Origin of the sequence: Arthrobacter sp. FW306-04-A (assembly GCF_044358315.1) — a bacterium.
GTDB lineage: Bacteria > Actinomycetota > Actinomycetes > Actinomycetales > Micrococcaceae > Arthrobacter.
The window spans coordinates 2,329,138-2,352,550 of record NZ_CP084559.1 but is presented as its reverse complement, the minus strand read 5'-3'; the positions used below and the strand labels follow the sequence as shown (position 1 = coordinate 2,352,550).

Annotated in this window: 20 protein-coding genes; 6 read left to right on the top strand and 14 right to left on the bottom strand. The window is 62.8% G+C overall.

Translation table 11 applies throughout. The features are described 5' to 3' along the window. Nucleotides 1–86: 86 nt before the first annotated feature. Entirely contained in the window at nucleotides 87–473 is a 387-nt protein-coding gene (locus LFT43_RS10745) for an iron-sulfur cluster assembly accessory protein (protein WP_059390004.1), read from the bottom strand. Between the two features lie 206 nt (nucleotides 474–679). Beyond that, nucleotides 680–2,107: a dipeptidase gene (locus LFT43_RS10740; protein WP_395796626.1), complete on the bottom strand. Its 1,428-nt coding sequence runs from the start codon at nucleotides 2,105–2,107 to the stop codon at nucleotides 680–682. 121 nt (nucleotides 2,108–2,228) lie between these two features. Here LFT43_RS10740 and LFT43_RS10735 point away from each other — a divergent pair, with 121 nt between their 5' ends. Next, nucleotides 2,229–2,828: a DUF3043 domain-containing protein gene (locus LFT43_RS10735; RefSeq protein WP_395796624.1), complete on the top strand. Its 600-nt coding sequence runs from the start codon at nucleotides 2,229–2,231 to the stop codon at nucleotides 2,826–2,828. Between the two features lie 105 nt (nucleotides 2,829–2,933). Here LFT43_RS10735 and LFT43_RS10730 read toward each other — a convergent pair whose 3' ends face one another. Then, complete coding sequence (locus LFT43_RS10730) at nucleotides 2,934–4,001, bottom strand: quinone-dependent dihydroorotate dehydrogenase (protein WP_395796622.1); 1,068 nt, start codon at nucleotides 3,999–4,001, stop codon at nucleotides 2,934–2,936. 68 nt (nucleotides 4,002–4,069) lie between these two features. Between LFT43_RS10730 and LFT43_RS10725 the strand changes: the two genes are divergently transcribed. From LFT43_RS10725 to LFT43_RS10715, 3 genes are read left to right on the top strand one after another with little or no spacing between them, the layout of a single operon-like run. Beyond that, entirely contained in the window at nucleotides 4,070–5,752 is a 1,683-nt protein-coding gene (locus LFT43_RS10725; protein WP_395796620.1) for an FAD-binding dehydrogenase, read from the top strand. A 9-nt stretch (nucleotides 5,753–5,761) separates the two neighbouring features. Then, a complete protein-coding gene (locus LFT43_RS10720) occupies nucleotides 5,762–6,805 on the top strand; it encodes an alpha/beta hydrolase (RefSeq protein ID WP_395796618.1) in 1,044 nt (347 codons plus the stop codon). Beyond that, entirely contained in the window at nucleotides 6,802–7,875 is a 1,074-nt protein-coding gene (locus tag LFT43_RS10715; RefSeq protein ID WP_395796616.1) for an alpha/beta hydrolase, read from the top strand. Before LFT43_RS10720 ends, LFT43_RS10715 begins: the two co-directional genes overlap by 4 nt. 31 nt (nucleotides 7,876–7,906) lie before the next feature. On the opposite strand, the gene LFT43_RS10710 is transcribed toward LFT43_RS10715, so the two are convergent. The 3 genes from LFT43_RS10710 to leuA form a co-directional block, all read right to left on the bottom strand. Beyond that, on the bottom strand, nucleotides 7,907–8,725 hold the full coding sequence (locus LFT43_RS10710) for an isoprenyl transferase (RefSeq protein WP_395796614.1): 819 nt from the start codon (nucleotides 8,723–8,725) through the stop codon (nucleotides 7,907–7,909). Between the two features lie 2 nt (nucleotides 8,726–8,727). Continuing rightward, on the bottom strand, nucleotides 8,728–9,483 hold the full coding sequence (recO, locus tag LFT43_RS10705) for a DNA repair protein RecO (protein ID WP_395796612.1): 756 nt from the start codon (nucleotides 9,481–9,483) through the stop codon (nucleotides 8,728–8,730). Nucleotides 9,484–9,566: 83 nt separating this feature from the next. Then, the gene (leuA, locus tag LFT43_RS10700) at nucleotides 9,567–11,306 is read right to left on the bottom strand and encodes a 2-isopropylmalate synthase (RefSeq protein WP_395796610.1); all 1,740 of its coding nucleotides are present in this window, start codon (nucleotides 11,304–11,306) and stop codon (nucleotides 9,567–9,569) included. Nucleotides 11,307–11,556: 250 nt separating this feature from the next. Here leuA and LFT43_RS10695 point away from each other — a divergent pair, with 250 nt between their 5' ends. Next, the gene (locus LFT43_RS10695; protein WP_395796608.1) at nucleotides 11,557–13,509 is read left to right on the top strand and encodes a M13 family metallopeptidase; all 1,953 of its coding nucleotides are present in this window, start codon (nucleotides 11,557–11,559) and stop codon (nucleotides 13,507–13,509) included. 69 nt (nucleotides 13,510–13,578) lie between these two features. On the opposite strand, the gene LFT43_RS10690 is transcribed toward LFT43_RS10695, so the two are convergent. From LFT43_RS10690 to LFT43_RS10670, 5 genes are all read right to left on the bottom strand, one after another. Next, complete coding sequence (locus LFT43_RS10690; RefSeq protein WP_395796606.1) at nucleotides 13,579–15,156, bottom strand: LCP family protein; 1,578 nt, start codon at nucleotides 15,154–15,156, stop codon at nucleotides 13,579–13,581. Nucleotides 15,157–15,230: 74 nt separating this feature from the next. Next, nucleotides 15,231–16,193, bottom strand: a complete 963-nt coding sequence (gene era, locus LFT43_RS10685) for a GTPase Era (RefSeq protein ID WP_395796604.1) — start codon at nucleotides 16,191–16,193, stop codon at nucleotides 15,231–15,233. Next, nucleotides 16,177–17,508, bottom strand: coding sequence for a hemolysin family protein (locus LFT43_RS10680; RefSeq protein ID WP_395796602.1), 1,332 nt, complete (start codon nucleotides 17,506–17,508; stop codon nucleotides 16,177–16,179). Before LFT43_RS10680 ends, era begins: the two co-directional genes overlap by 17 nt. Beyond that, nucleotides 17,505–17,978 carry an rRNA maturation RNase YbeY gene (gene ybeY / locus LFT43_RS10675; protein ID WP_395796600.1) on the bottom strand — a complete coding sequence of 158 codons (474 nt, stop codon included), beginning with the start codon at nucleotides 17,976–17,978 and terminating at the stop codon, nucleotides 17,505–17,507. The genes LFT43_RS10680 and ybeY overlap by 4 nt, the downstream gene beginning before the upstream one ends. Then, complete coding sequence (locus LFT43_RS10670) at nucleotides 17,975–19,063, bottom strand: PhoH family protein (protein WP_395796598.1); 1,089 nt, start codon at nucleotides 19,061–19,063, stop codon at nucleotides 17,975–17,977. Before LFT43_RS10670 ends, ybeY begins: the two co-directional genes overlap by 4 nt. A gap of 422 nt (nucleotides 19,064–19,485) precedes the next feature. Here LFT43_RS10670 and LFT43_RS10665 point away from each other — a divergent pair, with 422 nt between their 5' ends. Next, complete coding sequence (locus tag LFT43_RS10665; protein ID WP_395796596.1) at nucleotides 19,486–20,373, top strand: GerMN domain-containing protein; 888 nt, start codon at nucleotides 19,486–19,488, stop codon at nucleotides 20,371–20,373. Nucleotides 20,374–20,421: 48 nt separating this feature from the next. On the opposite strand, the gene LFT43_RS10660 is transcribed toward LFT43_RS10665, so the two are convergent. From LFT43_RS10660 to hrcA, 3 genes are read right to left on the bottom strand one after another with little or no spacing between them, the layout of a single operon-like run. After that, nucleotides 20,422–21,198: a 16S rRNA (uracil(1498)-N(3))-methyltransferase gene (locus tag LFT43_RS10660; RefSeq protein WP_395796594.1), complete on the bottom strand. Its 777-nt coding sequence runs from the start codon at nucleotides 21,196–21,198 to the stop codon at nucleotides 20,422–20,424. A 2-nt stretch (nucleotides 21,199–21,200) separates the two neighbouring features. Beyond that, a complete protein-coding gene (gene dnaJ / locus LFT43_RS10655) occupies nucleotides 21,201–22,331 on the bottom strand; it encodes a molecular chaperone DnaJ (RefSeq protein WP_395796592.1) in 1,131 nt (376 codons plus the stop codon). A 60-nt stretch (nucleotides 22,332–22,391) separates the two neighbouring features. Continuing rightward, nucleotides 22,392–23,405 carry a heat-inducible transcriptional repressor HrcA gene (gene hrcA, locus LFT43_RS10650; RefSeq protein ID WP_395796590.1) on the bottom strand — a complete coding sequence of 338 codons (1,014 nt, stop codon included), beginning with the start codon at nucleotides 23,403–23,405 and terminating at the stop codon, nucleotides 22,392–22,394. Between the last annotated feature and the right edge of the window lie 8 nt (nucleotides 23,406–23,413).

Genomic DNA, 23,413 nt, shown 5'->3' with positions numbered 1-23,413 from the left:
CGGTTTTCGCCGACATGCTGGCCCAGTGCGTCGGGTCGGGTTGAAACCCGTTCCTGAACTGGGCCAACAGCCTGCGAATACCCCGGCTAGTGGAACGAATCGCCGCAGGCGCAAGACCCGCCGGCATTGGGGTTGTCGATAGTGAAGCCCTGCTTCGAGATCGTGTCCTCGAAGTCGATACTGGCACCGCTCAGGTACGGGACGCTCATCTTGTCGACAACTACTTCGACGCCGTCGTAGTCGCGGACGGCATCGCCGTCGAGCAGGCGCTCGTCGAAGTAGAGCTGGTAGATCAGGCCCGAGCAGCCGCCTGGCTGAACAGCTACGCGAAGCCGCAAGTCGGTGCGACCTTCTTGTTCAAGAAGGCTCCGGACTTTACCCGCGGCGACATCGGTCAGCTTGACCTCGTGCTCAGGAAGCTCGCCGCCTGCGAGCTGCGCTCCGGTGCTGTTTTCGTTGGTTGCAGTGCTCATTGGCCTACCTTCTTATGACGCTCTTGGCGGCCGCGCCTTCGCGCTGCCTGCCCTTACCCAAAATACGTGCGGGTTATAGCTACATGCTACGTCGAGCCGGCGCATAGCTATAACTTCTAACGTAACCGCCGGGACCGTTACCTTGTTCCCCGCCGTGGATCTTGTTCCCCTGGTGATCCATATGGACGCCTTCGGGATCTCGAGTGTCAGAGGCCTTCTGCGTTAAGGCGCGCCAGCATCAATGCCTCGGCAAGGACGGCGTTACGGAAGTCACCTATGTGAAGTGATTCGTTGGCGCTGTGCGCCCGGGAGTCCGGATCCTCTACGCCGGTCACGAGGATCTGGACATCCGGGTAGGTTTCGGTCAGGTCCGCGATGAAAGGTATGGATCCACCGATCCCCATTTCGACGGCCGGCACTCCCCAGGCTTCACCCAGCGCCCACATCGCGATCCGGGCTGCGGCCGAGCCGGTGTCGGTAGAGAAGGCGTTGCCTCGCTCCCCCGGCACGAACGTCACTTGCGCTCCGAACGGCGAGTGGGCCGCCAGGTGCCTTCCCATGGCGTCCATAGCGACATCCGGATCTTGCCCGGGAGCCAGGCGCAGGCTGAACTTCGCCCGCGCGGAAGGGAGCAGCGTGTTGGATGCGACGTCGACGGCGGGTGCGTCGATGCCGATGATGGACAAGGCAGGCTTGGTCCAGAGCCTTGAGGCGATGCTGCCGCTGCCAGCAAGCTTCACACTGTCGAGAACAGAGGCATCCGCGCGGTACTGTTCCTCGTCAACGTCCTCTACCACGCCATCCTTGGCCACCAAGCCCTCGACGGCCACGTTGCCGTCGTCGTCGTGCAAGGTCGCGATCAAGCGGGACAAGAGGGTCGGCGCATCCAAGACGGGACCACCGAACATGCCGGAGTGTACGGCGTGGTGCAGGACCCGCACCTCGAAGGTGCCGTCCACCAGGCCGCGAAGACTGGTTGTCAGGGCCGGAACGCCGACCTTCCAGTTGCTGGAGTCAGCCACGACGATGACGTTCGCCTCGAGGAGATCACGGTGTGTTTCGAGGAACGTACGGAATGTTGGCGATCCCGCTTCCTCCTCGCCTTCGAAGAACAGGGTGACGCCGAGACCAAAATCATCTCCCAGCACTTGGGTTACAGCGGCGTAAGCGGCCAAGTGGGCCATGATTCCCGCTTTGTCGTCGGCTGCGCCGCGGCCATAAAGGCGGCCTTCGCGTTCCTGGGCCACGAACGGCTCGGTATCCCACAGGCTCACGTCGCCAGGCGGCTGCACATCGTGGTGCGCGTACAGGAGTATGGTCGGCTTGCCCGGCGCTGCAACGCGGCGCGCAACAATGGCAGGTCCTCCCGGAGTGCCGTCCGTCTTGTCGCAACGCAGAATCTGGACGTCGGCGAAGCCCGACTCGCGGACCAACGCCGCAACGGCCTCGGCACTGCGCTCAAGTTCCGCGGGGTCGAAACTTGGCCAGGCAATACCCGGGATCGCGACGAGCGCCTTCAAACGCGCCATGGTCTCGTCAAAAGAAGATTCGACGGCGGACTTGAGCGCATCGACATTGATCGTGCCGGAGCCGCCGGAAAAGGTCTGCGGGATCTCCGCATTCATTGAAGTCATGGCGAAAACACTACCGCTGGGAGTGATGCGGGGGAACCGGTATGGACGGCGTGGCGGACTCATTCGCAGGGTGCCACGTTGCGTCGACTTTAGAGCGCTTCCTGCGGGGTATTCTTTAGGGGTGTTTGGACGTAAAAAGGATGAGCCGAGCGCTCAAGACTCAGTAGACCAGCTAGCCGCCGATGCCGCCGCGAAAGGTGCAGGTGCTGGTAAGGGTGCACCCACACCCAAGCGCAAAGAACAGGAAGCCGCTCGTAAGCGCCCCTTGGTGCCAACCGACCGCAAGGCCTCCAAGGAAGCCGAGCGTATCGCCGTGCAGGACCAGCGCCAGAAAATGCGCCAGGCACTGGACACCGGTGACGAAAAATACCTGCCGCTGCGCGACAAGGGACCCCAAAAGCGTTTCGCCCGCGACTACGTCGATGCCCGTTTCAGCCTCGGCGAGTACCTGATGTTCGGAGCACTGCTGTTCGTGGTGATCTCCTTCATCATTCCGTCAGGAAGCGATGCCCTCAGCTATATCTTGATCGGGTTCTGGGTCATGTTCCTGGCGGTCTTCGCGGACGTGTTCATCCTTTCCCGCAAGCTGCGCAAGGGCCTGACGCAGAAGTTCGGCGACGTCGAGCGCGGCACTGTCTGGTACGGCAGCATGCGTTCCCTGCAATTCCGCCGCCTGCGCCTTCCGAAGCCGCAGGTCCAGCGTGGCCAGTACCCCTCTTAGGGCCGCAAGCCACCAAGTACAAGAGTCCAACTAAGCAGAAAGACCCTGGAATAGCTGTTCCAGGGTCTTTTTCTGCTTGTCAGCACGTGGCGATCGAGGGCCTGGCTAGCGGCGGTACTTCGCAAGGGCCTTGTTGATGCCGGCGGCCCAGAACGGACCTTCGTAGAGGAACGCGGTGTATCCCTGCACCAAGGTGGCTCCGGCGTCGAGCCTTTCCTGGACGTCGGCTGCGGACTGCACCCCGCCGACGGCGACGAGCACCAGGCCCTCCCCCACCGCGGCCTTCAGCCGGCGCAGTACCTCGAGCGACCGCTCCTTGAGGGGCGCGCCGGAGAGCCCGCCGGCGCCGCAGGCCTCCACCTTGCCCGGTTCGGAAACGAGGCCTTCCCGTCCGATGGTGGTGTTGGTGGCAATGATGCCATCGAGCTTGAGGTCCAGGGCGAGGCGGGCGACGTCGTCAATGTCGTCGTCGCTGAGGTCCGGGGCGATCTTGACCAACAGGGGGACATGGCGTCCAGCGGATTCATCGGCGGCGTCTCCGACGGCGCGAAGCAGTGGGCGGAGGGTCTCGACGTTCTGGAGCAGGCGCAGGCCGGGAGTGTTCGGCGAGCTCACGTTGACCACAAGATAGTCGGCCGCCGGCGCCAGGCTCCGGGCGCTGACCAGATAGTCCTCAACCGCGTCGTCGAGCTCGACAACCTTGGTCTTGCCGATGTTGACACCGATCACAGGGCGAACGCCGGCATGCGTGCGCTGCAGAGCCGCCCTCGCAGCCTTGAGGCGCGGGGCCACAGCCGCGGCGCCGTCGTTGTTGAATCCCATGCGGTTGATCACGGCCCTGTCCTCGACGAGGCGGAAAAGCCGTGGCTTTTCATTGCCTGGCTGGGCCTGCCCGGTGATGGTGCCTATTTCCACGTGGCCGAAACCCAATTCCGCGAGGGCCTCGATTCCGTGGCCCTCTTTGTCGAAGCCGGCAGCAAGGCCGAAAGGCGACGGGAAGGTCAGGCCGAAAGCCTCGGTGCGCAGCGAGGGGTGCGGTGCCGTCATTTTGGCCAGAACGCGCCCCGCTCCCGAGCGGTGTGCAAAGCGGATCGCCTGGAAGCCGATCTTGTGGGCTTTTTCGGCATCCATCCAGGAGAAGGCCAACTTGAAGAATGTGGGGTAAACGCGCATGTTCCTAGTTTTCCGGTTTACGGGTCGCGCACCAAACCAGGGCGGTTACCGGACGGTAGCATGTACGAATGCCGAGCAATCCACGTGATGGAGTTCACTCCAAGGCAATTATTGAAGCCGACGTCGTCGTCATTGGGGCGGGACTGTCGGGACTGGTCGCCGCCGCCCAAGCCTACGCACTCGGCAAACGGGTTGCTGTCCTGGACCAGGAACCAGCAGCCTCCCTGGGCGGCCAGGCACATTGGTCTTTCGGTGGACTGTTCCTGGTCAACTCTCCCGAACAGCGAAGGCTGGGCGTCAGGGACAGCGCCGAACTTGCCTTGGGCGACTGGTTGGCGTCCGCGGCCTTTGACAGGCCGGAGGACTCCTGGGCCCGGCTTTGGGCGGAGGCCTATGTAGATTTCGCCTCCGGCGAGAAGCGCCGGTGGCTGAGATCGCTCGGCGTGCGGTTCTTTCCGCTGGTGCAATGGGCCGAGCGCGGCGGCTATGGGCCCCAAGGCCACGGCAACACAGTCCCGCGGTTCCACGTCACCTGGGGCACCGGCCCCGGCGTCGTTCAACCGTTCCTGGAAAAGGTGAGCGACGGCGTCGCCCGGGGCAGGGTATCCCTCCACTTCCGGCATCGCGCCACGGAACTAACGACGACGGCGGGCCGCGTCACCGGGGTCAGCGGCGAGATTCTTGAGGCGTCCGGCGCCGGACGCGGCGAAGCGTCGTCGCGCACCGTCGTCGGGAGCTTTGAAGCGACTGCCGGAGCCATCATCGTCACCACCGGCGGAATTGGTGGAAACCACGCACTTGTGAGGCGGCAATGGCCCGACAGTACTGCGCCGGAGCACATGCTGAGGGGCGTGCCGGCGTCCGTCGATGGCGAGTTCCTCACTGCCGCTGCTGCCGCAGGCGGAGGGCTCATCAATGGTGACCGCATGTGGCACTACCCCGAAGGCATCCACAACCACTCCCCCGTGTGGCCCTTGCATGGCATCCGCATCCTCCCCGGTCCGTCGTCGCTGTGGATTGATGCGACGGGACGTCAGCTGCCAGCCCCGCTCTTTCCAGGCTTCGATTCCTTGGGTGCCCTCAGGCATATCCTGGCGAGCGGACACGGACATTCGTGGTTCGTATGCAACCGGACCATCGCACTGAAAGAATTCGCATTGTCAGGTTCAGAACAGAATCCGGATCTCACAGGCAAGGACATCCGGCTCCTGGCCTCCCGGCTCAGTCCTGCCAGTGATTCCCCGTTGCGCAGCTTCCTGGACCGTGGCGTGGATTTCCTGCAGGCTGCAACGGCCGCCGAACTAGCTGGAAAAATGAACTTGTTGACTGGTTCGCCCCTGATAGATCCCGGCCGACTCGATAACCTTATCGGCGATCGGGACCAGCAGGTGGCGAGCGGGCTGGGCAAGGACCCGCAGCTCGCCGCTGTTCGGGCGGCGCGGAGGTTCGCCACCGACAAGATCATGCGTGTGGCCCCTCCGCATCGGCTCACCGACCCGAAACACGGCCCACTTCTGGCCGTTCGGCTCTCCGTGCTGACACGCAAGAGCCTTGGCGGGCTACAGACGGACCTTCGTTCACGCGTCCTTGACAGTTCCGGAGCGCCCGTCCGGGGATTGTACGCGGCAGGAGAGGCTGCCGGCTTCGGCGGCGGCGGAGTCCACGGCTACCGGGCATTGGAAGGAACCTTCCTTGGCGGCTGCCTGTTCTCCGGGCGCGCAGCAGGGCGCGATGCCGCAACGAGTGTCTAAGCTGTTCCCATGGAGTGGCAGACCGATATCCTCGGCGCGGACTTCGAAAGTTGTGCCTTCGAGGCGGCCGGACCTGACGGGGTGGTCCGGCGTGCGACACTGGTTCGCCACGTCCCTCAGGAGGGTGCGGGGCGTGGCGATCGGCCACCGGCCGCCAACGGTTCCATCCTTTTCCTGCACGGCTGGAGCGACTACTTTTTCAACGTCGCGTTGGCAGAGTTTTGGACCGGACAAGGTTTCCACTTCTACGCCCTCGACATGCACAACCACGGGCGCAGCCTGCAGGCGGACACCCCGGGCGGCTATGTGGAACATCTAGATGACTACGACGCTGAGATCGGCAAGGCCATCGACATGATCCGCTCCGGCGACCCTCTCGGGGAGGTGCCGCGTTCGTTGACCCTCATGGGACATTCCACCGGAGGCCTCGTGGCCGCATTGTGGGTCAGCCGCCACCCCGGTTCCGTCCAGTACCTCGTACTCAACAGCCCGTGGCTTGAAATGCACGGAAGTTCTTTGGTCCGCCGTGCCGCCCAGACCATGGTGAAGCCGCTTGCGCGCTTCCGCCCGACGACAATCCTGCGCTTGCCCGAACGCGGGTTCTACTACCGCAGCATAAGCAGCTCAGCCGAGGGCGAATGGCTCGTCGACCCCAAATACCGGCCGCCCTTGGCCTTCCCCATGCGGGCAGGATGGCTCAGCGCTGTCCTCAGCGGACACACAAGGGTGGCCCGCGGGCTGAGAATTGACATCCCCATCCTCGTGCTGATCTCCGGAGCAAGCGCGAACGGCATGATTTGGCAGGAGTCCATGAGGCGTTCAGACGCGGTCCTGGACGTGAATACCATGGCTGTCCGTGCCATGACCCTTGGCCGCACCGTCACGTTGGAACGGGTGGACGGCGGCCTTCACGACGTGTTCCTTTCGGCAGGACCGGTGCGCGCCGATGCCTACGCCCGGCTTGCGCGCTGGATTCGCGGTTATATTTCGAACGGCCCGCCGCCGGAGCATATGGCCGGCGAGGAACGCGGACGGCCAAGGGAAGCGCCATGACCACGGAGCTGGGTGTGCCGGTATGGCAACAAGATTTTCTGGGCGGCGGTTTCGAGGCCCTGGAATTGGAACTTCCACCCGACGAAGAAGGTCCGGTGTGCGCCACCCTTGTCCGGCACGTCCGTCCGGTGCCAGCCCATTCGGCGCCACACGGACTTCTCGATGCCTTGACGGCGTTCACCAGACGCCGACGCCGGAGGGAAGTTCCCGTCACTGAGGGCCCACCGAGGGTGGTGCTGTACCTCCACGGCTGGGCCGACTACTTCATGCAGACAGAACTGGCGGAGTTCCTGGGCGCCTCCGGATTCCATTTCTATGCGCTTGACCTGCGGAAGTTCGGGCGCAGCCTACGGCCGGGGCAAACTCCCGGCTACACCACCGATCTGTTGGTCTACGACGAAGACATCGATGCCGCGCTGCTTGCGATACACCAGGACATTGCCGAAATAACCGGTAGCGCGGAGGTGCCTACCGTCCACCTGCTTGCCCATTCCCTGGGTGGCCTGATTGCGGCGCTGTGGGCTGACCGGAACCCTGGCCGCATTGCCACCCTGACGCTGAATTCGCCGTGGCTGGAACTTCAGGGCAGCAGCCTGATCCGCAGCATCGCGATGCATTTGGTGGAACCGTTTGCTCGCACGGACCCCAAGCGGCCATTCCGATTTCCGGAGATGCCGGCCTACTGGGAAAGCGTGAGCAACCTGGCCCACGGGGAATGGACCCTTGACCCGGAATGGCGTCCGCGAACTTCGTTCCCGATACGCGCGGGGTGGACGAAGGCAGTCCTGGCGGGACACACCGCCGTCGAACGCAAACTCAATATCGATGCTCCGGTGCTCGTGCTGCTTTCGGGACGCACCCGCATCCAGGCGGAGTGGAGCGCGGAGCTTATGCGCGTCGACGCCGTGATCGATGTTGAGCAGACGGCCCGCCGGGCCCTGGGACTTGGACGGCGGACAGCTGTGTTCCGCTACCCTGGCGCTCTCCATGATGTGTTCTTGTCACGGCGTACGGTCCGCCAGCAGGCCTACAGGGACGTCGCTATCTGGTTGGCTTCGTATCCGGACTGACCGGATTTTGCCAGCGCACTCGTGTTAATTGTCAGCGGGATGCGGCAGCGTCCACTGCACCACCGTAGCGGCGGTCCCGTTTGGCATAGATCTCGACGGCGTCCCACAAGGTCCTGCGGTCGACGTCGGGCCACAGCGTATCCATGAAAACGAACTCTGCGTAGGCCGATTGCCACAAGAGGAAGTTGGACAGCCGCTGCTCACCGGAACTGCGCAGGAACAAGTCGACGTCCGGAAGATCCGGTTCATCAAGGTACTTCTGGATGGTCTTCTCGGTGACAGAGCCGGGCTTCAGGCGTCCATCTGCAACATCCTGGGCGATAGCTGCGACCGCATCGGCGATTTCGGCGCGCCCGCCGTAGTTAACACACATGGTCAACGTGCACGTGTCGTTGCCGCGAGTGTAATCCTCGGCTTCCTCAAGTTCCTTGATAACGGAACCCCATAGCCTGGGACGTCGTCCTGCCCAACGAATCCGTACCCCCCACTCATCGAGCTGGTTGCGCTGCCGACGTAGCACGTCCTTGTTAAATCCCATGAGAAAACGCACTTCTTCAGGAGAGCGGCGCCAGTTTTCGGTGGAGAAAGCGTAGACACTGACGTATTTGATGCCGAGTTCGATCGCGCCAGCCATCACATCCAGCAGCGCGGGTTCTCCGGCCTTGTGGCCCTCGATGCGCGGCAGGCCGCGTTGGTTTGCCCAGCGGCCATTGCCATCCATGACGATGGCCACGTGCCGCGGCACCAGTTCGGCGGGTATGGCCGGTGGCCTGGCCCCCGAGGGATGTTGATACGGGGCCTTAACCGGAGTCCTCCGCGCAGTTGCCGTCTTCTTTTTTCCCAGTGCCACTGTCAGCTTCGCTCCACATGTTTGAGGGACTTCAATGCTCGTTCAAGATGCCATTGCAGGTAGCTCGCCACCAAACCGGCTGCCTCCCGGCGATGCAAGCTCTCGGACACATCCGCCGTTGCCCAGTCTCCCGTCAGCAATGCGCCCAACAGGACAACGGTCTCGGGTGCCGGTGCCGGCGAACCAGGGGGGCGGCAGTTACCGCAGATCATTCCGCCCAAGGGAGCGGAGAAGGCGGTGTGCGGACCGGCCGCCCCACAGCGGGCACAGTCCGTGAAGCTGGGCGCCCAGCCGCCGGTGGCCAAAGCGCGAAGGAGGTAGGAGTCAAGAATGAGTTCCGGCGGGTGGTCGGAACGGCTCAGCGAGGCAAGAGCCCCCACGAGGAGGTTATATTGCGCGGTTCCCGAATCGGCGTCGGCGTCTGTCAGCTTCTCTGCGGTTTCCGTCATGGCAGCGGCGACCGTGTACCGGGAGTAATCGGCGGCAATCGAGCTCCCATAGGCTCCTTTGGCGACCGCCTGGGTGACGATGTCCAGGGTGCGGCCGGACACGAGTTGGAGGTCTGCCACCATGAAGGGTTCCAGCCGGGCCCCGAACCGGCTAGTGGTCCGCCGCACGCCCTTTGCCACCGCGCGAACCTGGCCGTGGTGCTTTGTCAGCAAAGTGATGATGCGGTCCGCTTCGCCCAGTTTGTGGGTGCGCAGCACAACGGCATCGTCCCGGTAGGACCGCGCTGCGAACGAAGAAGGATTGGCCACAGTTAATCTTCGCACCACACCGGGCCTTCTCGGGTCCGGCGGAGCCGTGCGGCGCCGTGTTGACGGCGCCGCACGGCAAAAGGCTATGCCCGGACAGCCCTAATGGCGCGATTGACAGCAGAGATGACTGCCTTGAGCGCAGCAGTGCTCGTGTTGGGATCGATGCCGACACCCCACAGGACCCGCTCACCGACGGCGCATTCAACATATGCTGCCGCACTGGCGCTGCCGCCTTCGGACAATGCATGTTCTGAGTAGTCCAGGACGCGTACGTCCACGCCGTCTTCACGCAGGATATCCAGCAACGCAGCGATGGGGCCGTTGCCCTTGCCGGTTCGCTGAACCACGGTGCCGTCCACGCGGAGGGCTGCGTGCAGGGTCAGCTCGCCGGATTCATCGGTCTCCGTGCGGATGGAGCCCAGCGAATAGCGTCCCCACTGGCCATCGGCCGTGGTAGCGGGAAGGTATTCGTCCTGGAACATCGCCCACAGCTGGGGCCCGCTGACTTCGCCGCCCACAGTATCGGTGCGGTGCTGGATCACGCCGGAGAATTCGATCTGTGCCCGGCGCGGCAGGTCCAGGCTGTGCTCGTTCTTGAGCAGATACGCCACGCCGCCCTTGCCGGACTGGGAGTTAACGCGGATGACGGCCTCGTAGCTGCGACCCAGGTCCTTAGGATCGATCGGCAGGTACGGGACCTGCCAGGTGAAGTCGTCAACGGCCTTGCCGGCGGCCACGGCGTCCTTTTCGAGGGCTTCGAAACCCTTCTTGATGGCGTCCTGGTGCGAACCGGAAAATGCCGTGAACACGAGATCGCCACCATACGGGGAGCGCTCGGGCACGGGCAACTGGTTGCAGTACTCCACGGTCCTACGGACTTCGTCGATGTCCGAGAAGTCGATCATCGGATCGACACCTTGCACGAACATGTTCAGGCCCAGGGTGACAAGGTCCACGTTGCCGGTACGCTCGCCGTTGCCGAACAAGCAACCTTCGATGCGGTCGGCGCCTGCCAGGTAGCCCAGCTCTGCCGCCGCCACGCCCGTGCCGCGATCGTTGTGGGGGTGGAGGGAGATGATGATGCCGTCACGGGGATGCAGGTTCCGGTGCATCCATTCGATGGAGTCGGCGTAAACGTTGGGGGTGGCCATTTCCACAGTGGCAGGCAGGTTGATGATGACTTGCTTGTCCGCAGACGCTTCGAAAACGTCGGCAATGGCGTTGCAAACCCGCGCTGCGTACTCGAGCTCGGTTCCGGTGAAGGACTCCGGCGAATACTCATACGTGATCTGGGTGTCCGTGAGGGTTTCCTCGTACTTCTTGCACAAACGCGCCCCCTGCAGGGCAATATCCAGGATCCCGTCTTCGTCCTGATTGAACACGACGCGGCGCTGGAGCACCGAGGTGGAGTTGTACAGGTGGACGATGGCATGCTTGGCGCCCACGAGGGACTCGTAGGTGCGCTCAATCAGATGTTCGCGCGCCTGGGTCAGGACCTGGATGGAAACGTCATCCGGAATGTGGCCGCCTTCGATGAGCTGCCGCACGAAGTCGAAGTCTGTCTGCGATGCAGACGGGAAGCCGACCTCGATTTCCTTGTACCCCATCTTCACCAGCAGCTGGAACATCTTCAGCTTGCGGGCCGGGCTCATGGGGTCGATCAGGGCCTGGTTGCCGTCACGCAGGTCCACAGCGCACCAGCGCGGGGCCTTGGTGATGACTTTGTCTGGCCAGGTGCGGTCTGCCAGTTCGACCTTGATCTGATCCTGGAAAGGCAGGTACCGGTGGATGGGCATTCCGGAGGGCTTTTGTGCGTTGCGCATGACTTAGGGCCTTTTCTCTTAGTCTTGAAGGAAGATTGGCCGGGCACAGCTAACTCCGCAGCGAGGGTTGGCCTAGCGAATATTCGCTTTCAAGGCCCCGCCACGGCAGCTAAGGAGAAGCATTCCTGCACGCACCATTTCACAATAACACGGGTGCGTATGATGACAATGCAATACCTGAAGCAACGTCCACTATGCAGACGAGGTTACGGTGGTGAGCCGGATCCGCTCGTCGTCCGAAGGAGTTCTTGTGCCACAGTCGGGGATCACACTGTCCAACATCGATGAAAGCGTTCGGCCGCAGGACGATCTCTACCAGCACGTCAATGGCGCGTGGCTGAAGGCCACGGTCATTCCGGACGACCGCCCGCTGGAGGGAACTTTCACCGCGCTGCGCGATGGCGCCGAACTGGCGGTCAAAGCGATCATCGAAGAGGCGGCCGCGAAGGGCGAGGACGCCAGCGGAATCGAGCGCAAAGTCGGTGAGCTCTATAACAGCTTCATGGACGAGGACGCTGCCGAAGCCAAGGGGATGGAACCGATTCGCGCCCGGATCGACGAGGTCTTTGCCACTGCTTCGCCCGCCGAAGTTGTTGCATTGTCTGGGCGGCTGTTCCGTTCGGATGTCTCAGGCCTCTTTTCCATCTACCCAGCGCCCGACGCCGGGAACCCGGACCGGGTCCTGCTCTACATCGGCCAAGGCGGCATTGGCCTTCCAGACGAGTCTTACTATCGGGACGAGAAGTTCGCACCGATCGTCAGTGCCTACGGAAAGTACGTCGCCAATCTCTTCGGCTTGGCAGGTATTCCTGACGCCGACGCAGCGGCCGGGCGCATCGTCGCCTTTGAAAAGGCCCTTGCCTCGCACCACTGGGATAACGTCACGCTTCGCGATCCGCAAAAGACATACAACCTCAAGACTGCGGATGAGGGACGTGAACTGTTCCCCTACCTGGACGCTTGGTTCGACGCCGCCCGGATTGAGGGCGACAAATTCACCGAACTGGTGGTGAGCACTCCGGACTTCTTCACCGGTGCGGCCGCCCTTGCCGAGTCCGAGCCTCTTGCCACCTGGCAGGAATGGTTGGCTTTGCGCGTGCTCAACGCCGCCGCCCCCTATCTGTCCTCAGCTTTTGTGGATGCAAACTTCGATTTCTACGGCACCACCCTGAGCGGCACTCCACAGAACAAGGACCGCTGGAAGCGTGGCGTCGCCGTCGTCGAGGCCGCTCTCGGAGAGGCAGTGGGACAGATCTATGTGGAGCGCCACTTCCCCGAGGGTTACAAGGCCAGGATGCAGACGTTGGTTGCCAAGCTGATCGAGGCTTACCGCCAGAGCATCACCGCCCTCGACTGGATGGGCGAGGACACCAAAGCGGAAGCACTGAAGAAGCTCGCTGCCTTCCGCCCCAAAATTGGCTTTCCAGACAAGTGGATCGATTACTCCGCCGTCGACATCGACCCGGCTGATCTTCTGGGAAACGTCGAGCGGGCGCACAACGCCGACGTCGACCGCCACCTTGATGAGATCGGCAAGCCGGTTGATCTGAACAAGTGGCTCATGACCCCGCAGACCGTGAACGCCTACTACCACCCGATGCTGAACGAGATTGTTTTCCCCGCGGCGATCCTGCAGCCCCCCTTCTTCACGGCAGAGGCTGACGACGCCGTTAACTACGGCGGCATCGGCGCCATCATCGGACATGAGATTGGCCACGGCTTCGACGACCAGGGCTCCCAGTTTGATGGAAGCGGAGCGCTGCGGAACTGGTGGAGCGAGGAAGACCGCAAGGCCTTCGAAGGACTGGCGGCCAAGCTCGTGGCCCAATTTGATGCCCTTGCACCGTATGCGGCTCCTGACCATAAGGTCAACGGGAAGCTCACGCTGGGCGAAAACATCGGCGACCTGGGAGGCCTGACCATCGCCTACAAGGCTTACCTGCTGAGCCTTGACGGTGCGCAACCGCCCGTCTTGGAGGGCCTTACCGGCCAGCAGCGCTTCTTCATGTCCTGGGCTGCGGGCTGGCGCCAGGTCATCCGGCCCGAGGAAGCCATCCGGCGCGTCGCTACGGATCCGCACTCCCCCAACGAGTTCCGCACGAACGCCATCGCCAAGAACCTGGACTCATTCCACGAGGCGTTCGCGGTGGAATCCGGGGACGGGATGTGGCTGTCGCCTGAGGACCGCGTCAGTATCTGGTAAGAAGCAATACCGGCGGGAGGGGGGCGTGACCACAAGCTGTGGTCAACGCCCCTTCGCTTTGTCGCGTGGCTACCGGGCGATGAGGGCGGGGTTGACGGCCTGACACTTTACATCGCCTGCAGTCTGCTTGACGACGTCGGCCGGAACGGAAACCATTCCAAACTTTGTTCCCGTTGTGAAGTCGGAGCCCACATACACCTGGACTCCGACGATACCCGGAGACGGCTCGATCTGTGCGGCCGGAATGCCCAACAGGCTGGCAACGTCCGGCGCAACGTCCGCATAGCCGGTCCCGTAGTAGACAACCGTCTTGGATGCAGCCGCGGCCAGGAAATGGCCGGCCTTGGTGAACCCGCCGCCAATGAGTGCCGTAGCGAGTTCCTGGCCCCGTGACGTAACGCCCGAACCGTCGGCCACAGTCACTGCTTGGAGCGCCTTGTTGTAGGCAGGGGCGGCGGGAGAACCGGCAGCCGGCGTTGGATGAGCCCCTGAGGAGGCCGTCGGGGCAGGCGATGCGCTCGGAGACGGAGCCGCGGTGGCGCCAGGGTTGGTCAGGTCCAAGTTCGCCCGCATGGCCGCAAACAACTGGGTAGCCTGTGGTTGGACCATTTCGAGCCTGTTGATGTCGACGGCGGCAGGCTGGGTTGGAACCGATACGAAGGCCACCTTGGACAAGTCAATGTCTTTGAGGCGGCTCCCGATCGTCAGGAGCGACTGGACGGATGCAAGGCCGTTATCCACGGTGAGGTTCTTGGTTACGACGTCGGCGATCGAAAGCAGGCTCTGCGGATTGCTGAGCGTGCCATCGGCCTTGACTTTGCGGGTCAGCGAGGAAAGGAACCCCTGCTGCGCTTGGATGCGTCCAAGGTCGCTTCCATCACCAAAACCGTGGCGGGTCCTCAGGAAGGCCAGGGCCTGCTCGCCTTCGACTTTCGAGGTCCCCTTGGGGAGTCTGAGCCCAGAATCTGGATCGTAGACGGCGTCGCTCACGCATACGTCGACTCCGCCCACAGCGTTGGACAGTTCCTTGACGGCGTTGAAGTCAGCCATCATGAAGTGGTCAATCTCCAGCCCGGTGAGCTTGTTCACGGTGTCCACCGCGCAACCGATGCCTGCCTCAGCCATGGCCGAGTTGATCATGACGTTGGAGTGGGCTTGATAAACCGTGTTGGTTTTGGGGTCAGTACACTTCGGGACAGTCACCAAGAGATCGCGGGGAAAGCTGGTGAGGCTCACCCTCTTGTTGTCCGCCGAGATGTCCAGAAGCATCATGACATCTGATTGACCGTAGCCTGCGGAGTCTTGTGAGGAACCGTATTGCGAGTTCTTCCCGTCGCGGGTGTCGGAACCGAGGATGAGGATCTGCAAGCGGTCCGTGGCATCGTTGGCCGCGGCTTCGGTTCTCGTGGCGCCTGCCGACAAAGGTGCCTTGCTGATGTTCGACTGCAACCGGATAACCCAGAAAGCGGCGAAAGCGATGCCGGCGACGAGGAGCACAGACACCGACACCGCGGTGATCTTGAGCCAAAGCGGGAGCCCCTTGGGAGCATTCATGTGGCGGGGGGTGCCGGGGGCTTCCCCGTGGCGTGCAGCGCCGGACGCACCAATGGTGCCGGGCTCCTGTCCGCGCGCATCGCGACGTCGCACTACGTGCTCAACCTTTCCTCGGAAAATGGGATTCGGGCCATTTTACGGGCCCAAACTGGGAAAATCCCCAGTGGCTAGAACCCCAGCTTCACGAGTTGCTTCGGATCGCGCTGCCAATCCTTGGCCACCTTGACGTGCAGGTCGAGATAGATCTTGGTTCCCAGGAGGGCTTCGATCCCCTTGCGGGCGTTGGTACCGACCTCCCGCAAGCGGCTTCCGCCCTTGCCGATGATGATGGCCTTTTGGGACGGGCGCTCAACGTAGAGATTGACCCTCACGTCAAGGAGCGGATTGTCTTCGGAGCGGCCTTCGCGGGGCAGGATTTCCTCCACCACTACGGCCAAGGAATGTGGTAGCTCGTCCCGGACACCCTCCAATGCGGCTTCGCGAATGAGCTCGGCGACCATGACGGCCTCTGGTTCATCCGTGAGTTCACCGTCCGGGTAAAGAGGCGGGGAAGCGGGCATGTGCCCAATGAGCACGTCGGCAACGGTGTTGACCTGGAAGCCGTCGGTTGCCGAGACAGGAACGATGTCCGCCCAACCTTGTTCGCCGAGCACTTCGCGACCGAGTGCCGCGACCGCCAGGAGCTGTTCGGTCAGGGCCTGACGGTCCACGAGGTCGGTCTTGGTGACAAGTGCGATGATCGGTTTGCGTCCAACGGCAGCGAGCTGCGCAGCTATGTACTTGTCACCCGGACCGATCTTCTCGTTCGCCGGCAAGCAAAACCCAATGGCATCCACTTCCGAGAGGGTGTCCGCTACGAGATCGTTGAGGCGCTTGCCAAGAAGGGTGCGTGGACGGTGCAAACCCGGTGTGTCCACGAGGATGAGCTGTGCGTCTTCCCGGTGGACAATTCCGCGGATCGTGTGCCGGGTGGTCTGCGGCTTTGCCGAAGTAATGGCTACCTTCTGGCCAACCAGAGCGTTGGTCAGGGTCGACTTGCCGGCATTCGGACGGCCAACAAGAACCGAGAAGCCCGCGTGGAAGCCGCCGAAGTCCTGATCGGCGTCGAACTTCTTATTGTGCTTGCTCACGTGGAACTCCCTGTTGCGTTGTGTCGGCCTCGTCGAGAAGGTCTTCAAGGTCAGTGTCTTCTTTTGGAATGGCTGCCGCAATGATATGGCTGACCCGGTTTCGCCGGCCTTCAAGCCTATCGGCTTTCAAGGAGATCCCGTCCACCGTCACCGCACTCCCTACGATCGGCACCTTGCCCAACGTCTTGGCCAGGAGGCCGCCCACGGTGTCCACTTCGTCGTCGTCGAGGTCAATGTCGAAAAGTTCGCCGAGGTCGTCGATGCTCATCCGTGAACTGACCCGGAACGTGCCGTCACCCAGGTCGGTGACCTCCGCATCGTTGGAGTCGTATTCATCCACAATCTCCCCCACGATTTCCTCAATGAGGTCCTCCAGCGTCACCAGTCCCGCCGTGCCACCGTACTCGTCAATGACCACAGCAACGTGCGTGGACTCTTGCTGAAGCTCGCTGAGGAGGTCGCTGACGGGCTTGGATTCCGGAACGAAACGGGCCTCACGGGCTATCGCGTCCACGTCCGGGCGTACCGAAGGCTGTTCCGGACGGTGCAATGCGGCAGCGACGTCCTTCAGATAAAGAATCCCGCGGATCTGATCGGCATTCTCGCCGATAACGGGAATCCTTGAGTAGCCGGAGCGCAGGAACAAGGCCATGGCCTGCTCCAGGCTGGAGCCCGACTCGATGCTAACGATGTCCGTTCGAGGGACCATCACAGAGCGGACCAAGGTGTCGCCGAAGTCGAAGACCGACTGGATGAGTTCGGCCTCGCTGTCCTCGATCATGTCCGATTCCGTAGCCCTGTCGACGAGCTCACGGAATTCTTCCTCGCTGAAGAACGCTTCATCGCCGCTGGGAGCACCTGGCGCCACCGCACTGCCGATCGCTACGAGCCAGCCGGGAATGGGCCCCAGGATCCAGCAGAGGAACCTGATGAGGGGGGCCGAGAAGCGCACCACGCCGCCTGAGTTGGCGCGCCCGAGTTGACGAGGCGAGACGCCCACCAAGACGAAACCGATGACGGCCATGATGCCCGTCGCGGCCAGTCCGGCGAGCCAAACGTTGTCGAGGAGACTGTGCATGACCACGGCGACAGCCACTGCTGCGGCCATCTCGAACCAGACCCGCCAGAATCGCAGCGCCCGTATGTGGGCAACAGGTTGGGCGAGGATGCTACGAAGGGAGGTCCCCCGGCTCTTGACGATGGCTTGCTCTGCCTCGTGCCGCGGCAGGAAGGTAAAGGCAGCCTCCGCCGCAGTCAGCAGGGCGACGAAGCTGAGGAACACCAACGCCATGCCGACCAGGATGAGTGAGGTCACTGCATGGTCTCCATGGGGGCGTCCTTGCCGAGGAACGCGGACAGCAGCTCACGCTGCAGGCCGAACATTTCTTCCTTCTCTTCCGGCTCAGCGTGGTCGAAACCGAGGAGGTGGAGGATTCCATGCGTGCAAAGCAGGAGCATTTCATCCTGGGTTGAATGGCCCGCATTGCCGGCCTGGACCTCGGCCACTTGCGGACAGATGGCGATGTCGCCCAGCATGCCCTGTGGCGTCGGCTTACCTGGCGTTCCCGGTGTTAGCTCATCCATGGGAACGGAAAGGACGTCGGTTGCGCCGGGCTCGTCCATGAGCTCGATGTGGAGCTTTTCCATGGCAGCTTCGTCCACGAGCAGGATGGAAAGTTCAGCTTGGGGGTGGATATAGAGCCGCTCAAAGATGAAACGCGAAAGCGTCACCAGTTGTGCCTCGTCCACCTGGACGCCGGACTCGTTGTTGACCTCGATGCTCATCTGCGTTCTCCCCGTTTGTCACGCGCGGCTGCGTGCTGTGCGCGCACCCGGTGCTTTTCGTCCCAAATGCTGTAGGCGGACACAATATCGGCCACCAGCCGGTGCCTGACGACGTCGGAAGCATCCAACATCGTGAAGTTCACGCCGTCGATCCCGTTGAGGATTTCCTGGACGATACGCAGGCCCGAGGTGGCTCCAAAAGGTAGATCCACCTGGGTGATGTCCCCCGTGACTACCATCTTGGAACCGAAACCAAGCCTCGTGAGGAACATCTTCATCTGTTCCGCAGTGGTGTTCTGGGCCTCATCAAGAATGATGAACGCATCGTTGAGCGTGCGGCCGCGCATGTACGCAAGCGGCGCTACTTCAATCGTTCCGGCGGCCATGAGGCGCGGGATCGACTCTGGGTCCATCATGTCGTGCAAAGCGTCGTACAAAGGACGCAGATATGGATCGATCTTGTCACTCAGCGTTCCAGGCAGGAATCCGAGGCGCTCCCCTGCCTCGACGGCGGGCCGCGTGAGGATGATGCGGCTTACTTCCTTGAGCTGAAGTGCCTGCACGGCCTTCGCCATCGCCAGGTACGTCTTGCCGGTGCCCGCCGGGCCGATGCCGAAGATCACCGTGTTGTCGTCTATGGCGTCAACGTAGCTCTTCTGGTTCAGGGTTTTTGGGCGAATGGTGCGTCCGCGGCTGGAAAGAATGTTGTGGGTCAGGACTTCCACAGGACTCTGGAGTGACTGGCTGCGCAGCAGGGAAACGAGCTGTTGGAGTACGTCCGGGGTGATAACCGTCCCTTTGCCGACCAAACCTCGGACTTCCTCCAGGAGCCGCATGATCCGGGGAACATCGCCGGATGGTCCGCTGAAGGAGAGCTCGTTGCCACGCACATGAAAGTCGACGCCCGGGAACTGGGCTTCTATGTAGCGCAGTGCCTCGTCATGGCTGCCGAGGGTCTGAACCATCTGATCAGAGTTGTCGAAGACGACAACTTCGGTCCGGGCGCCTGGGACAGAGTGTGGGAACTCGGCCGGGCCTGTGTCAACGCTGCCGGCCCGGGGCCGCCCGTTCAATGATTCTGTCATAGTGCTGGCCCTGCGGCCTGTGCTCCTCCGGCTTGGTTATGTCCATCGATTTGTTCCGATGTCCGTTCGCTGGATGGGCGCAGGATCACGGGCCTCGGATTGCTTCCAATCCTACGCCAGCCAGTCTCGAGGATGGTTCCAGACCATGCTCGGGAGGGCTGCGGGCAGCCGATTTCAGGCCACTTTGGTATCAACTCCGTATCGACCTCGTATCAATCGCATTGCAGTTGGCCCCGGAGTATGGAAACGCCAGCAAGCGCCGCGGGGACTATGACAAGCTGATTTATGGGCAAAAAACGCCCTGCACCCGGTCCCCGGGCGCATGACTCCCCCGCACCATAGCGGCCGAACACGAGCAGGAATCCACTATTACCAGGCCAGCCGGCATTCCAGAGGGCACACGCATCCGGAGACGTTCCGCCATGCTTGTGACCGCGCTGACCGCTGCCCTGTTTCTTTCGGGTTGCGTTGCTGACCGTTCGAGTCAGGGATCAACGACGCCTGTCCCCAACCCGACCGCTGCCCTGCAGGCGGCACCCGCCACCAATGCGCCGCTCGAGACAACTCAGGCGTCAAACAAGATTCCGGTGTACTGGATCGGACGAAGCGACGCGGAGATCTTCCTGTACCGCGAATTTCGCGACAACCCAGGCAACGAGAACCCCATCACTACCGCTCTGCGGATCATGATGTCCCAGAAGCCGTTGGATCACGATTTCTTCACGCCATGGCAAAATCCGAGCAACCTTGCGACGTCGATTTCCGGCAAGAACGTAGTCACGGTCGACGTTTCCCGCGACGCGTTCAATTCCAACCTCGACGCCGGAATGGCGCAGCGAGCGGTCCAGCAACTCGTCTACACCGCCACCGCTGCTGCGGCGAGCTCAGGCTTGATCGACTCCGGACAGCTGATCAAGGTGACCATCCTGGTGGACGGGCACACGGACTACATGGCGTTCGGTCAGGTCAAGCTAGGTGATCCGATGGTCCGGGACGCAACTATGGTGGCACCCGTCTGGATCATTGACCCGCAGGAGGACCTGACGCTGCCTGCCGGTCCAGTCAAGTTCAATGGGCGTAGTACCGATTCTTCTAAGAAACTGCATTGGCAGATCCTCCGCGAGAACTCAAGCGGCGAGAGGACATCGTACCTGTCCGGTCAGACCACTGCTTCGACCGTGCCGGGACAAGAGGGCGCCTTCAACTTCACGGTGGGCCTCGGAGCCGGGCGCTACGAGTTGCGCGTTTCCATGGTGGGTCCAGGAGACGCCGACGTCGCCACGGATACCCGTTCTTTTAGCGTCCGCTGATCAGTCGCGTGCACTGCGAGCTACTCGGCGGGCGGCGCACATGGCGCTCTACCAGCGCCCCAGAATGTCGCTGGCCAGTACGACGGCGGCAGGGCCCGCCGTCGACGAGCGAAGTACATGGTGCCCCAAAAGGGCGGTGACAGCGCCGACGTCGCTCAGCTTGGTCACTTCGCGCGGCGCGATGCCGCCCTCCGGCCCCACGATGAGCAGCACTTCGCGCCCTGCTCCGGGATCCCCGCCGGAAAGCTGATCCTGCCACTTCTCCAAGACATCCCTCAGCGGGCGCTTTGCGTCCTCGTGCAGGATGATCGCCAGATCAGCAGCGGCAACGGCCGCCGCCAAGCCGGAGCCGTCGACGGCGGCACGCACTTCAGGGATCCACGCGCGCCGCGCCTGTTTGGCCGCTGCGGTGGCCACCGATTGCCACTTCGCGTGGGCCTTGGCTGCCCGCTCGCCCTTCCAACGGACAATGGAACGTTCCGCCTGCCAGGGCACCACGGCGTCGATCCCGAGTTCCGTTGCCGTCTCGACGGCGAGTTCATCGCGGTCGCCCTTGGCGAGGGCCTGGACCAAAACGAGGCGCACTATCGGCCGGCGCTCCTCCAGGACATCGGACGCAAGAACTTCCAGGCTTCCCGGTCCGCACGCGGTCACAGTTCCTGTGAGCCGCTTTCCGGCGCCGTCGGCAATGTCGACCGCTTCACCGGCTTCCAAACGCTTGACGGTGACAGCATGCCTTGCCTCAGCGCCGTCCAGCACGAACGTGTCACCAGGCCCGAGCCCGTCAAGCGTTCCGGTTGCCGTGAAAAATACGGGGTTGCTCACCGCTACAGGTTACCCAGCTTGTCCCGCAGCTTCGCGAACATGCCGCCGCTCGCTACGAGCTTGCCCTCGGTGAACTGCTCGCCGCGCAACTTTGCCAGTTGGCGGAGCAACTCTTCCTGCGCGGCGTCGATCTTTCCGGGCGTCTCGACGTGCAGGTGTACCTTGAGGTCCCCCCGGCCGTATCCGCGGAGATGGGTGACGCCCAGTCCGCGCATGGTGATGACTTCGCCGGACTGGGTGCCGGCCTTGACGTCGATCTCCTGGAGGCCGTCAAACGTATCCAGTTGCAGCTCGGTTCCCAGTGCCGCGGCCGTCATGGGAACGCTCAGGGTCGCGTGAAGGTCGTCGCCCTCGCGTATGTAGGTGGAATCGGCGTTGACCCGGATCTCCACGTAGAGATCGCCGGAAGGACCGCCCGCGGGCCCTGCTTCGCCTTGGGACGACAGCTGGATGCGCGTTCCGGTCGCCACGCCGCCAGGCACTTTGACGGTCAGCGAACGGCGGCTGCGGATGCGGCCCTGGCCGCTGCACTCATTGCACGGATCCTTGATGATCGATCCGAAACCTTCACATGAGCCACATGGCGCGGAAGTCATGACCTGGCCGAGGATGGAGCGGACTGCGCGCTGGACCTGACCCGAGCCGCCGCAGATGTCACAGCGCTCCGGGTGGGTGCCGGCCCGGCAGCATGAGCCTTCGCACGTCGGACAGACCACCGCAGTATCCACTTCAAGCTTCTTGTTGACGCCGAAGACGGCCTCGCGCAAATCGATGCGCACACTGATCAGTGCGTCCTGGCCCCGGCGCATACGTGATGCCGGTCCCTGCATGCCACCGCCACCTCCACCGAAGAAGGTGTCGAAGATGTCCTGGAACGCGAATCCCTGGCCCGCATAACCTCCACCGAACCCGTTGTCGGTGCCATTCTCGTTGCCCGTGGCGTCATACACGCGGCGCTTCTGGGGGTCGGAGAGGACCTCGTAGGCGTGGGTCACGGCCTTGAATTCCTCGGCCGCGCCTTCTCCGGGGTTCACATCAGGATGCAGCTTACGGGCGAGCTTGCGGTAGGCCTTCTTGATCTCCTCGCCGGTTGCTTCCGGTGAGACGCCCAGAACGTCATAGTGGCTGCTCAAAGTCGGTATCTCTTCCTTGTTGTACTGCGTTTCTTGCGAGACGGTTTCTGGCCGGGGCTGTCAGCCGCCCAGAATGCGGGAAAGGTAGCGTGCGACGGCGCGGACGGCCGCCATGGTGTTGGGATAGTCCATCCGGGTAGGACCAAGAATGCCGATCTTGGCGCTGCTGCCCGGACCGTAGCCGGTGGCGACCACCGAGGCTTCGGAAAGACCGTCGTAGGGGTTCTCGCGGCCGATGCTCACGGTGACTCCCCGAGGGTCTTCGGCCATGTCCGAGAGCAGGCGCAACATGACCACCTGTTCCTCGAGAGCCTCCAGAACCGGCCCGATGCTGAGCGGGAAATCCACATTGGAGCGGGCCAGGTTGGCTGTGCCTGCCATGACCATGCGTTCGTCCCGGCTCCTGTCTGCCAGCCTCTCCAGACCATGGGCGAGGACACCGGCGAGGCCTCGAAGCGCCGGCGGGCAGAGGGCAACCACGGACGGAAGGACCTGCGGCATGAGGTCAAGCTGCGAGCCGGCAATGCTCCCAAGGAAACGTGCGCGCAAGGCCATGACATCTTCGTCCGTGGCATCGGCCCGTGCGTGCACCACGCCCTGTTCCACTTTGCCGGTATCGGCGATAAGTACTACCAAGACCTGGCGCGGAGCCAGCAGCACAAACTCAATGTGCCGTACGCGGGCGCGGCTAAGGTGCGGGTACTGCACGACGGCGACTTGGTTGGTCAGTTGGGACAGGAGCCGAACGGTGCGCTCAAGGATGTCCTCGACGTCGTCGGGTCCCTCAAGCAAGGAATGGATGGCCCGGCGCTCGGCGGCCGAAAGCGGTTTGACCTGGGAAATACGGTCGACGAACAAGCGGTAGCCCTTGTCCGTGGGGATCCGGCCGGCACTGGTGTGCGGTGCGGCGATGAGTCCTTCTTCTTCCAAAAGGGCCATGTCGTTGCGGATGGTGGCGCTCGACACTCCCAAATGGTGCCGCTCGACCAAGGCCTTGGATCCGACGGGCTCGCGGGAGTGAACGTAGTCCTCCACGATAGCGCGCAAAACTTCAAGCTTGCGGGGTTCGCTCACTGCCCACC

What these genes read in the sequence shown, in the direction of transcription:
- LFT43_RS10745 (WP_059390004.1), bottom strand. Translation starts at nt 473, where the DNA reads ATGAGCACTGCAACCAACGAAAACAGCACCGGAGCGCAGCTCGCAGGC.
- LFT43_RS10740 (WP_395796626.1), bottom strand. Translation starts at nt 2,107, where the DNA reads ATGACTTCAATGAATGCGGAGATCCCGCAGACCTTTTCCGGCGGCTCC.
- LFT43_RS10730 (WP_395796622.1), bottom strand. Translation starts at nt 4,001, where the DNA reads ATGCGCGTTTACCCCACATTCTTCAAGTTGGCCTTCTCCTGGATGGAT.
- LFT43_RS10725 (WP_395796620.1), top strand. Translation starts at nt 4,070, where the DNA reads ATGCCGAGCAATCCACGTGATGGAGTTCACTCCAAGGCAATTATTGAA.
- LFT43_RS10720 (WP_395796618.1), top strand. Translation starts at nt 5,762, where the DNA reads ATGGAGTGGCAGACCGATATCCTCGGCGCGGACTTCGAAAGTTGTGCC.
- LFT43_RS10715 (WP_395796616.1), top strand. Translation starts at nt 6,802, where the DNA reads ATGACCACGGAGCTGGGTGTGCCGGTATGGCAACAAGATTTTCTGGGC.
- leuA (WP_395796610.1), bottom strand. Translation starts at nt 11,306, where the DNA reads ATGCGCAACGCACAAAAGCCCTCCGGAATGCCCATCCACCGGTACCTG.
- ybeY (WP_395796600.1), bottom strand. Translation starts at nt 17,978, where the DNA reads ATGAGCATCGAGGTCAACAACGAGTCCGGCGTCCAGGTGGACGAGGCA.
- LFT43_RS10670 (WP_395796598.1), bottom strand. Translation starts at nt 19,063, where the DNA reads ATGACAGAATCATTGAACGGGCGGCCCCGGGCCGGCAGCGTTGACACA.
- LFT43_RS10665 (WP_395796596.1), top strand. Translation starts at nt 19,486, where the DNA reads ATGCTTGTGACCGCGCTGACCGCTGCCCTGTTTCTTTCGGGTTGCGTT.